We start from the raw sequence: 11280 nt of genomic DNA on the forward strand, positions 1-11280 counted from the left end.
CCCGGGGATGTCGACGCGCTGCCCCAGCGCGTCGACATCCCCGGGCTCGGGGTGCAGGCGCCCGTGGTGGCGCGGGGTCTGGACGCACGCGGTGCGCTCGATCCGCCGCCGTACGACCAGCCGGGCGTGGTCGGCTGGTACGCGGGCGGCGTGGCACCCGGGGCGCCGGGCACCGCGCTGATGGTCGGTCACGTCGACACCGAGACCCGGCCCGCTGTCTTCTACAAGGTCAGTGCCATGCGGCCGGGCCAGACGATCCGGGTGGTCCGGGCCGACGCCAAGGTCGCGGAGTTCACCGTCGAGTCCGTCCAGGTCCTCACCCGCGACCACTTCGACGCCCATCAGGCCTACGGGCCCCGCGAGTCGGGCCGTGCCGAACTGCGGCTGGTCACCTGCGGCGGCAGCTTCGACCGTACGACCCGCAGCTACACGGCGAACGTGGTGGTGTCGGCGTACCTGACGGGAACCGGCCTCTAGCGGCCTCGGGCGCCCACCCAGCCCGGTCGACGACCCGCTCCCCCTGAAGTCGCCGGCCGGGCTGGTCCTCGACCGCGCGCGCACGGGCTGCGGGAGTAACCCGGCGAGCCGCGCGGGAGGGCGCGGGAGCCACGGTGGGTGAAACTCTGGCCGGAGGCCGGGTGCTGCTGAGAAGACTCTAGAACCAACGGCCCGCCCGGGCCTAGAGGTTGAATAACGCCAAGTCCCGATACGGTGGCTCTGCGTCACCCGCACGCCTGGGTTCGACCTCCTGGGCGTCGCGGGACGTATGTCAGGATTGAGACTTGGAACGCCGCACCCAAGGGGGAGTTGGATGTACGGCAGCAGGGGGGCAGGGCCGTCCGCCGGGAGGCGGATGTCCGCGGTGGTGCTGGGGGCGGCACTGCTGATCACGGGGTGTTCGTCCGACGGGGGAGACGGATCGGACAAGGGCGCCGACGCGGGCGCCGGGATCACACAGCAGCCCAAGGAGACCGCCCCGTTCTGGGTCAATCCGGACGGCACCGCGGCCCGGCAGGTCGCCGCCCTGGAGAAGGCCGGCAAGAAGCAGGACGCCGAGCACATCCGCAAGATCGCCGAGCAGCCGGTCGCCGAGTGGATCGGCCCGGACAACCCCGAGGAGCAGACCCGGGGCTTCACCGAGGCCGCCGACAAGGCCGGCCGTACGGCACTGCTCGTCCTCTACAACATCCCGCACCGCGACTGCGGCCAGTACTCCCAGGGCGGCGCCGCCGACGGCAACGCCTACCGCGCGTGGCTCGACGGCGTGGCGACGGGCATCGGCGACCGCTCCGCCACGGTCATCCTCGAACCGGACGCGCTGCTGCACCTGGTGGACGGCTGCACCCCGGAACAGTTCCACGAGGAGCGCTACGACCTCCTCAAGGGCGCCGTCGTCAAGCTGAAGTCCCTGAAGAACACCAAGGTGTACCTGGACGCGGGCAACGCCGGCTGGCAGCACCCCGACCAGATCTTCGAGCCGCTGCAGCGGGCCGGTATCGACCAGGCCGACGGCTTCTCCGTCAACGTCTCCAACTTCTACTCCACCGACGACTCCATCGCCTACGGCAAGCAGCTCTCCGCCAAGGTCGCGGGCAAGCACTTCGTCATCGACACCAGCCGCAACGGCAAGGGCCCCTACACCCAGGGCAGCCCGGACGAACGCTGGTGCAACCCGCCGGGCCGCGCCCTGGGCGAGACGCCGACGACCAAGACGGCGGACCCGCTGGTCGACGCGTACCTGTGGGTGAAACGGCCGGGCGAGTCGGACGGCGAGTGCAAGGGCGGGCCGAAGGCGGGCCAGTGGTGGGCGGACTACGCACTGAAGCTGGCCAGGGCGAGTTCCTGACTAGAAGGCCGGGCACACGTCGTCGACCAGGTCGGGATCGACGGCCAGTTTCTTTTCCGCATTGTTCAACTCCCGCCCTGCGAGGGTGCACAGCCGGTCCATCCACCTCTCGGGTTCGAGCGGGATCACGGAGGTGCGGGAGCCGTCGACCATCGTGAGGGACTTGCCGTCGGTGCTCGGTGAGAGGACCGAGCCGTAGCCCACGTAGTAGCGGTAGGTGTCCTGGCGCTTGTCGATGTCCCAGACGACCTGTTCGCCGGCGGCGGTGGTCGTGTGGAGCAGGCGGTCGCCGAGGAAGCGGCCGAGGTAGTAGACGCCGTTGGTGGTGAGGTCCTGCCTCCAGTCCTTCTTCTGCACGTCCCACAGGCGTACCCGGCCGCCGGCGTACTGCACGGCGAGGATCCTGCCGTCGGGGGAGAGGGCGAACGACCGGACCGACCGGTCCCCGCCGTCCTTCTTGATCCACCTCTTGAACTCACCGGTGGTGAAGTCCCAGACGCCGATCTCGGCCACCGTCCGCACCACCGCCTGCGGTTTGCCGGGTACGGCGGTGGCGAAGGTGCCGGCGGCCTCGTTGGTGAGCTGCGCACGATCCTGGACGGGAGGCCGGTAGATCTCACCGACCGGCTTGCCCGTGTCGAGATTCCAGCGGGAGACGTACGACAGCCCCGAGATCACGGCGTGGTCGTCGTCGGAGAAGCTCAGGTTGATCCAGGACGGGACGAGCCCCGTCTGCGGGTCCGCTCCGGAAGCCGTGATGTCGGGAGGGGCGGGCAGTTCGAGGACGTGCTCCTCCTTGAGGGAGCCGCCGTCGATCCGCCAGACGAGGACCGTCCGCTCGTCCTGGGCGATGGTCAGCATCCGTCGCCCGTCCGGGCTGAAGGCGGCGTACAGCCGGGCCAGCGGCCGGGACGCGCGCGCGGTCGCCAGCAGCCTGTGGTCGGCCAGGTTCCACAGCTGCAGTCCGCTGCCGCTGGTGTCGACGACCGCCATTTTGCCGCTGGGTCCGTCCGGTGTGCGGATGCGGTTGACCAGGGAGTTGGAGTCGAAGGACGTGGGCGGCTTGACGCGTACGGTGACGATGCTTCCGCCGACGGAGACGGCGGCGCGCAGGTTGTCCGGAGGTCCGGCGAGCGCGACCGCCGGAGCGAACGAACGGCCGGTGATGTTCTCGTCCTCGGGGGCCGCGGCGGGGGTGTCGAAGGTGGCCGGCCAGCCCTTCTCCAGGTCGATGACGAGGAACCGCATCCGGCCCAGGTCGCTGCCGATGCGCCCGGTGGGATTGACCAGGTAGCGGCCCGTGGCGTCGAGCCGGGGCGTGTAGAGCGGGCACAACCCCTGGAAGCCGGCGTTGCTCCAGCTCTGGAAGCGCCGGGGCGTGGTGCCCAGCCGCCACGCTTCGAGTGCGCCCTGCTCGGTGCAGGTGACCAGGACGCGGCCGTTGCCGCTGACGGTCGCGGAGGCGGTGGCGCGCTCGTCCCAGGGGCGGCGCAGCGAGCCCCCGTCGAGGTCCCAGGAGACCAGCCGGCCCCGTGGGTCGTCCGCGTCCGCGCCGGAGGGCACGATCCGCGCCACGACCGTGTCGTCCGCGGCGAACCAGGCCTGGGCCGCGTCCCAGCCGCGCGGCGGGGTCAGGGTGCGGCCCGTGGGGCGGCCGTCGTCCGCGTTCCACATGCGCACGCCCTCGCGGGGGATCGCGGCGAGGATCCGCTTCCTGTCCCCCTCGAACCGCAGGTCGTTGGGGGTGCGCGGGTTCTTCTTCACGGCCTCGCCCTCGCGCAGGGGAATGACCCGGAACTTGTCCGGGTCGGAGGAGAGCGGCACGCCGAGGGAGATCAGACCCCAGTCGCTCGCCCGGGCCACCCTCCGCCCGTCGGCCGACACGGCGATCCGTTCGGTGTCGTGCCGTGTCGAGACCTGGAAGGGCTTGGGCCGTTTCTTCCCGCGCAGGTCCAGCCGCACGAAGTCGCCGTTGCCCAGCACGGTGTAGGCGACCGAGCCGTCGTCCGTGAGGGCGATGTCCTCGACCTCGTTGCGCCCCTCCATCACCACCCGCTCCACGTCCTGCGACCGCAGATAGTGTGCGAGCAGCGCGGAACGGGCTTCCGGCCGGGCCTCGGCTCGATACGCCCCGACCGCGTACAGCGAGGAGGCCGTCAACGACGTGCTGTCGAGGCTCGCGGCCTGCTGCGCCAACCGGTCCGAAGCCAGCCGCCGCTGCTCCGTCAGCAGGTTCAGATACAGCACGGACACCACCGCCGCCGCCACCACGGCCAGCACCGTGACCACCGCCCACAGCACCCGCAGATACCGCTTCCGGCGCTCGGACCTCGCGCTCTCCTGCTGCTTACGCGCCCGCAGCCCGGCACTCGCCTCAATGAACTCCCGGTCCTCCGCCGTCAGTTCGGCACGCCGCTGCGCGAGCCACCCTTCCGCCACCGACAGCGCCGGATCCTCCAGCAACAGCCCGTCCGGCCGTCCTGCCCGCCACCAGCGGGCGCGGTCGTAGCGCAGTTCGCCGCGCCAGGTGAGGAACGTACGGTCTTTTTCCAGCTGCGTCGCGAGCGGCTGCCAGTGTTCGATGAGGGCCTCGTGGGCCAGCTCGACCGTCTCGCCCCGCTCGGGGTCCGCGCCCAGGACCAGGACCCGGGCCTCGGCGAGTGCGCGGGCGATGGCCCACTGCTCCTCGCCCACGTCGCGGCGCGCGAGCCGGGCGCGCAGGGCCGTGCCGCTGCCGGGCGGGATCTGGACCAGCGCGCGGAGCAGCCCGGTCGCGGCCTCCTCCGACGCGCCCCGCAGCGCCCGCTGCCACGCGGAGTCCGCCCTGCTGCTCAGCACCCCGCCGAGGCCGCCGAGTTCGCGGTAGGTGTCGAGGCGGAGCCGGCCGCCGACCTGCCGTTCCCACAGGGTGGTGAGGACGAACCCGAGCAGGGGCAGGGCTCCGGGCCGGCCCGCCGCGTCCTCGATGAGCCGGTCGGCCAGTCCGCTGTCGTACTCCACGCCGGGGAAGGCCCGCAGCGGCAGCCGGACCACCTCGGTGAGCTGCTCGCGGGTCATCAGACCCAGCTGGTGGGCGGGCGCACCGCCGACCAGCCGGCTCAGCTCCGGGTGGCGCAGGGCCGCGTCCTGGAAGTCGGTGCGCAGCGCCACCAGGACCGCCACTCCGGGGTGCCGGCAGGCGTCGAGGAGGGCGTCGGACAGGGTGCGCAGTTCCTCCTCGGGGCGCAGCAGCAGCGCCTCCGCCTGGTCGAGGGCCAGCACGAGTCCGCGTGCCGAGCGGTGGGTCCGCAGCACCTCTCGTATCGCTTCGGCGTCCGGCTGCCGGCCCTCCGCGCGCAGGGTGACGACCTCCACCTCCTGTTCCTTCAGGCGGGGCAGCACGCCCGCCATGAGGAGGGAGGACTTGCCGGAGCCGGAGGGGCCGGTCAGTGTCACGCAGCCCTCGGGCGCCCCGTGCGGGCAGAGCAGGTCGACGACCGCGGTGACGTCCTCGTCCCGGCCGTAGAAGTGCGCGCTGTGCTCCTCGGTGTACGGGCGCAGGCCCGGGAACGGGGAGTCGGGCGCGAGCAGTTCGGCCAGCTCCGGGAGTTCGTCGAGGACCGTGCGGGTCGGGATGCAGAAGGCCTGCCCCCGGTGTGCCGGTGAGATCGAGGCGACGATGCCGACCACGGCACCGAGGTCGTCGTCCCACACGGCGGAGCCGCTGAAGCCGGGCTGGATCGGGTCCGACTGCCCGTCGAGCGGCGACATCTGAAGCCGGCCGGTGCCGGTGCGGGCGCGCAGCCGGGCGGTGTGCCAGCCGCCGCCGGTGTCGTCCCTCGGCAGTCCGAAAACGATGGCTCTGTGGTCCCAGACGTCCCGGGGCGCCACCATGAGGACCGGCCGGGCCTCGGTAAGCGGGCGGGACAGGGACAGGACTGTCACGTCCCCGGTGCCGTTCGCGCGTACGGGCACCCAGTCCTGGACGACGGCGTCCACCGGCTCGCCGTCGCGCAGGACCAGACGGACACCGAGGGGGCCGTCGGGGCGCTCCTCCTGGTGGGCCGGCCGCCCCGAGGCCTCCAGGACGACATGGGCGCAGGTCAGCACCAGGGTGGGCGCGATGAGCACCCCGAGGCCCCCGATGTGCCCGTCAGTGCCCGTGACCTGGACGGTCGCGGCGGCCAGGACGTCCTCGGCCACCGCGTCCGACGTGGTCGGCTCGGTCATCTCCCGTTTCCCCCGCCACCGTTGACCACACGTGTCGATCTGGTACTGAGGGCACACCACCTACGTGCACAGGTCAAGCATGTTTCCCGTCAGCCGTCAGCCGTCAGCCGTCGGACTCCGGCGACGGGAGGTAGGCGCCCGGCACGTCCTTCGGCGCGTACACCTTCTTGTCACCGGGGTACGGCTTGCTGAAGTCGTGCGTCTGGTACCAGGTGTAACGGTTCATCTGCTCGGGGTTGGCGTAGTCGGGCACGGCGTTCGGGCCGGTCAGCCGCTGGTGCGACGCCCAGGCCTTCCACTGCGCCGCCACCGTCCGCGCCGCCTCGGGCACCGCCGTGGACGTCGGCGCGGCCGCTGCCTTCGCGTCCTGCGGCGCCGGGGTGTCCGCACCGCAGGACGGCTGGGGGCTGACACCGAGGGTCAGCGAGGTCCGGTTGGGCACCGCGGTGAACCGGGTGTCGTCAGGCTTCTGGGTGAACGCCCCGTACATCGGGGTGGCCACGCTGTCGAGCTGGTTCATCGGGTGGGTGCCGAGGATCTGCTCGATGGTGCGGACCATCGTGATCTGCGAGTAGTAGTGGTGGTCGACGGTGCCGTGCTTGGCGTACGGGCTGATGATCTGCACCGGCGCACGGTGGCCGTCGACGTGGTCGAGACCGTTCTGGGAGTCGTCCTCGACGACGAAGATCGCCGAGTCCTTCCAGTACGTGCTGTGCGAGATCTCGTCGACCATGCGGCCGACCGCGAGGTCGTTGTCGGCGACCTCGGCGGAGGCGTTCGCCGGGCCACCGGTGTGGTCGTTGGAGAACCAGAACATGTTCAGGTTCGCCGGACCGTTCTTCTCGAAGTCCTGCTTCCAGATCTGTTCCTTGTAGATGTCCGGGACATCGAGGTCGAACATCGGGAAGCCCTGCACCGAGACCTTGTTGAGCGAGGGAATCGCCGAACCGGTCTTGATGGGGTACTGGGTCCGCGCCCCGGTCGCGGCCATGGTCTTGCTGTCGCAGTACAGGTTCTGCCAGGTCGCGCCGGCCGGCTTGGACTCGATCGACTGGAACTCGCCGAAGTCCTTGACGGACTTCCCGGCCGCCTGTGCGCCGGTCCAGAGGAAGCCGGTCTTCTGGTGGCCGAGAACGTCGTCCTCGGTGTCGTAACTGCGCGTGTACTCCCCGGCGGAGGACTCGGTGTACTCCGGGTTGTCCGACTGCATCAGCCAGTTGTGGCCCTCGGCGGAGTTCGTGCCGACGTCGTAGAAGTTGTCGTACAGCCCGAACTGCCGGGCCAGCGCGTGCTGGTTGGGCGTCACGTTCTCGCCGAACGTCGTCAGCGAGGAGTTGCCCTCGCCCTGCGGCATGTCGCCGAAGACCTGGTCGTAGGTCCGGTTCTCCTTGACCAGCAGGAAGACGTGCTTGATGGTCGAGGGGTCGCCGAGGCGCGCCGGGACCGGCAGCGGCTTGGCGTGGCTGTTGCCCTGGGCGGTGAGGACCGAGCCGGCCGTCCAGCCGTTCTGCTGGAAGACCTTGGCCGTCTGGGAGCGGACGACGCTGTCGTCGGGCAGGGTGAACCGCGTCAGGCTGGACGTCGTGTCATGGGTGCCGTGGCCGCCGCCGGCGGTGGGACGGCGGGCGTCGATGCCACGGGTGTTGGAGACGACGACCTGCTTGCCGACGGTGGTGATCTCGGAGGGGAAGTAGTCCGTGGGGAGCAGGCCGACGTAACGGGCCGGCTGCTGCGCCGAGGTGAAGCGGTAGACGGCCACGGCGTTGGCGCGGCCGAGCGTCACCAGGAGGCGGCCGTCGTCGGTGAGTGTCACGGCGTTGGGCTCGTAACCGACCGATGCCTCCGGCCACGGCTGGGTGGCGATGGTCTGGACGACCTTGTCCTTGGCCGTGTCGATGACCGAGACGCTGTTGTCGGCGGTGTTGGTGACGAACACCGTGCCCTTCTCGGCGTACACGGCGGTCGGGTGCAGACCGACGTCGATGCTGCCGACGGCGGCGGAGGGGTCGGCCGTGTCGATGACGCTGACCGTGCCGGTCGTGGCGGCACCGGTGTCGGGGTCGGCGGGCACCTGGGTGCCGTAGGAGTTCATGGTGGTGTCGCCGGCCTTGGCCGGACGGCCGCCCTCGTTGCTGACGTAGAGCTTGCCGCCGGCCAGGGCGAGACCGCGCGGGGCGTTGCCGACGGCCCAGCTCTGCTTGATGGTTCCGTCGGCCGCGTCGATGGCGACCACCCGGTTCTGGCCGTTGACCGCCGCGTACACGGTGGAACCGTCGGCCGAGAACACCGCAGCTCCCACCAGCGCGTGCTTGGTGCCGTCGGCCGGTATGGAGACGGCCACCGGGTCGGCGAGGGTGCCGTCCGCGTCGACGGTGAACTTGGTGTAGCCGTCGGCCTGGCCCAGCCACAGGTGCTTGCCGTCGGGCGAGTACGTCGGGCCCTCCTGGCCGACGGAGCCGGTCTTGATGCGCAGGTCGTCCGCCGCGTTGGTGCCGACCTTCTGCTTCACCTGCCCGGTCGCGAGGTCGAGGACGACGAGCGAGGCGTCGCCGTCCGCGACCGCGGCCGCCAGATGGGTACCGTCCGGGCTGACCGTGGACGACATGATCTTGCCGTCGTCGATGACGGTGCGGCTGCCGTACGGCTTGATGTACTGGTCGCTGGAGATGACCTGGCCGTCGCGGGTGGTCTGGGCGACCCGCTGGGTGCCGAACTGCCACGTCGAGGCGACGGCGGTGCCCGTGACGCCGAGGGCGACGGCGATGCCCGCCGTCACCAGGACGGTGCGGCGGCCGACGCGTCTGCCGAAGAGGCTGACCTGCGCTTTCTCGTTAACCCGGCGCTGCCGTGTTACCTGCATGGGGTTATCCCTTCGAGGTGGTGTCGAGCAGCTCGACGTTGCCGTCGAACTGCCAAAGGGGGTTCGGGGCGTCCCCGGTGGGGGTACGGACGAGGAAGTAACCGTTGACTTCCTTCGGTCCGTCGCCGTCGGCCACGAACCGCCCGTCTGAGGCGACGTCGAGCTGGTAGACGGCCGTGCCGGCTACCGCGACGTCGGGGAGATGCCAGGTCACGACGCAACGCCAGTCGTTGCCCGCGCCCTCTTGAGCGCCCTGGCCGTCGCTCTTGGTGCACGCCGCGCCGGCCCGCAGCCGCGCCTCGGTGACGGCGGGGCGGTGCAACTGCCGGGTCTGCAGGCGGTAGAGGTGCGCGAAGGCCGTGGCCACCGACCGCTCGACCTTGTCCTGCCGGATGCCCGAGCCCAGGGACGGGGTCGCCACGGCGATCACCGCGACGGTGAGGGCGGTCAGTGCGGCCAGGGGCAGCAGGCCGAGCGTGAACGCGCGGCGCCCGGCACCGTCGTAGGCCGGGTTGGTGAAGTCCCGCCGCAGGAACAGCAGACAGGCCAGCGTCGTCGCCAGCACGGCCCACACCAGGCTGACCACGATGCCGGTCAGGAGCGGGCCGACCTGCGCCGGGCTGGTGAACAGACCGTTCCAGGAGGTGAAGGCGTAGCCGGGAAGGGCCAGGCGCACGGCGACGGGCAACGGCAGCAGCTGGGCGACCTGCATCGCGAGCGCGACGAGCGCGGGCAGCAACAGCCCCATCGGGGACCGCCCCAGCGCGACCGACCCGAGCAGTCCGATCGCGGCGAGGGCCAGGGTCGGTGCGAGGACGCAGGCCCAGGCGAGCACCACCCTGCCGGCGGCGTCCCCGGGCGCCAGCAGCCGGCCGTCGAGGCCGACCAGCGGCTGGTTGCCGACCGCCACGACCCCGCCGACCACGCTGGAACAGGCCAGCCCCGCCACGAGCAGCAAGATGACGGTGAGGCCGGCCAGTGCCTTCGCCGCGAAGATCCGTCCGGGTGAACGGACCGCCACGAGCAGATGGCGCCAGGTGCCGAGCCGGTCCTCGGAGGCGAACACGTCACCCGCGACCACCGAGGTCAGCAGCGGGAGCGCCCAGGTGCCCGCGAAACCGAGCATCACCAGCGGCCCGGCCCACCCCGTGGCGTGCATCCAGCGACCGAAGAGGGTGTCGGAGGGGAGCGTGCTCTGCAGACTCACCCCGGCGACGAAGAACGCCGGAGCGATCCAGCAGGCCGGCACCAGCAAGCGGATCCGCCACTGCGACACCAGCTTGACCAGCTCGAAGCGGTAGCCACGGGGAACCGGGACCGGGCGGGCCCTGACAGCGTTGTGGGCGATGGTCGCGGTCATCGGCCGGCCTCCTGCCGCTCGGTGAGGGCGAGGAACGCGGCTTCGAGCGGCGACACCAGGGGTGCGAGTTCGCGCACCGCGACACCCGCGTGCACGAGCCCCGCCACCAGTTCGTCGAGGGCGGGCACCGGCGCGCGTACGACGAGCACCTCGGGGTCGTGCCGGGTCCCGGCGTCGTCGACGACGCTGATTCCGGCCGTGTCGACAGCCAGCCGGCGGGCAGCGTCAGGGTCGGAGGTCCGCAGCCGGTAGTCGAGTTCACGGCTCTCGGCGGCGAGCTTGCTCAGCGGGCCGGAGAAAACGACCCGTCCGGTGGCGAGGATGGTGACCTCGGAGCACAGTGCCTCGAGGTCGTCCATGCGGTGGCTCGAGAGCACGACGGCGGTTCCGTCCGATGCGAGCCGCGCGAGGACACCGTGTACGTGTTTCTTGCCGACCGGGTCGAGGCCGTTGGCAGGTTCGTCGAGCACGAGAAGCCGGGGCTCGGTGAGCAGGGCGGCGGCGAGCCCCAGCCGCTGGCGCATGCCGAGGGAGAAGCTGCGGACCCGGTCGTCGGCGACATCGGTGAGCCCGACCTGGTCGAGCGCGTCGCCGACTCCCGCTGTCCGCGCGTCGCGCCCGCGGAGAGCGGCCAGCGCTGCGAGGTTCTGCCGGGCGGTGAGCGAGGGGTAGAGACCGGGACCGTCCACGAAGCCGGCGACACCGTCGGGAGCGGCGAGCGCCCGGCCGGCCGGCGTTCCCAGGATCTCGAGCCGGCCGCTGTCCGCGACGGCCAGGCCCAGCAGGAGACCGAGCAGTGTCGTCTTACCGGCGCCGTTCGGTCCGGCCAAGCCGTGGATCTGCCCCTGCGCCACATCCAGATCGACGCCGTCGAGCGCGACGACATCCCCGAACCCCTTGGTGATCCCACGCGCCCGGACGGCGAGGAGTGTGTCCATGAGTGCCTTCCTTCAAAGCCCTCAGGGACCTTAGGGACGACACACAGGCAGACGCGGACGGGGGACT

At 71.4% G+C, this 11280-nt stretch carries 6 protein-coding genes; 2 read left to right on the plus strand and 4 right to left on the minus strand.

The annotated features are described in order from the left end of the window. Positions 1 to 477: class F sortase (locus CCL05_RS22640; RefSeq protein ID WP_244204363.1), on the plus strand; the 477-nt coding region annotated here is incomplete at its 5' end. 334 nt (positions 478 to 811) lie between these two features. After that, positions 812 to 1846 carry a glycoside hydrolase family 6 protein gene (locus CCL05_RS22645; RefSeq protein WP_086562313.1) on the plus strand — a complete coding sequence of 345 codons (1035 nt, stop codon included), beginning with the start codon at positions 812 to 814 and terminating at the stop codon, positions 1844 to 1846. On the opposite strand, the gene CCL05_RS22650 is transcribed toward CCL05_RS22645, so the two are convergent. From CCL05_RS22650 to CCL05_RS22665, 4 genes are all read right to left on the minus strand, one after another. Continuing rightward, entirely contained in the window at positions 1847 to 6055 is a 4209-nt protein-coding gene (locus CCL05_RS22650) for an nSTAND1 domain-containing NTPase (protein ID WP_086562314.1), read from the minus strand. 103 nt (positions 6056 to 6158) lie between these two features. Further along, positions 6159 to 8915, minus strand: a complete 2757-nt coding sequence (locus tag CCL05_RS22655) for a bifunctional YncE family protein/alkaline phosphatase family protein (protein WP_086562315.1) — start codon at positions 8913 to 8915, stop codon at positions 6159 to 6161. 4 nt (positions 8916 to 8919) lie between these two features. Beyond that, positions 8920 to 10275 (minus strand): ABC transporter permease, encoded by a 1356-nt coding sequence (locus tag CCL05_RS22660; protein ID WP_086562316.1) that lies wholly within the window; start codon positions 10273 to 10275, stop codon positions 8920 to 8922. Then, positions 10272 to 11213: an ABC transporter ATP-binding protein gene (locus CCL05_RS22665; RefSeq protein ID WP_086562317.1), complete on the minus strand. Its 942-nt coding sequence runs from the start codon at positions 11211 to 11213 to the stop codon at positions 10272 to 10274. Before CCL05_RS22665 ends, CCL05_RS22660 begins: the two co-directional genes overlap by 4 nt. Positions 11214 to 11280 lie beyond the last annotated feature (67 nt).

Source organism: Streptomyces africanus (assembly GCF_002150735.1).
GTDB classification, from domain to species: domain Bacteria; phylum Actinomycetota; class Actinomycetes; order Streptomycetales; family Streptomycetaceae; genus Streptomyces; species Streptomyces africanus.

Bases quoted from the DNA above. Each gene is read 5' to 3' on its own strand.
- CCL05_RS22650 (WP_086562314.1), bottom strand. From the start codon at position 6,055: ATGACCGAGCCGACCACGTCGGACGCGGTGGCCGAGGACGTCCTGGCC.
- CCL05_RS22655 (WP_086562315.1), bottom strand. From the start codon at position 8,915: ATGCAGGTAACACGGCAGCGCCGGGTTAACGAGAAAGCGCAGGTCAGC.
- CCL05_RS22665 (WP_086562317.1), bottom strand. From the start codon at position 11,213: ATGGACACACTCCTCGCCGTCCGGGCGCGTGGGATCACCAAGGGGTTC.
- CCL05_RS22645 (WP_086562313.1), top strand. From the start codon at position 812: ATGTACGGCAGCAGGGGGGCAGGGCCGTCCGCCGGGAGGCGGATGTCC.
- CCL05_RS22660 (WP_086562316.1), bottom strand. From the start codon at position 10,275: ATGACCGCGACCATCGCCCACAACGCTGTCAGGGCCCGCCCGGTCCCG.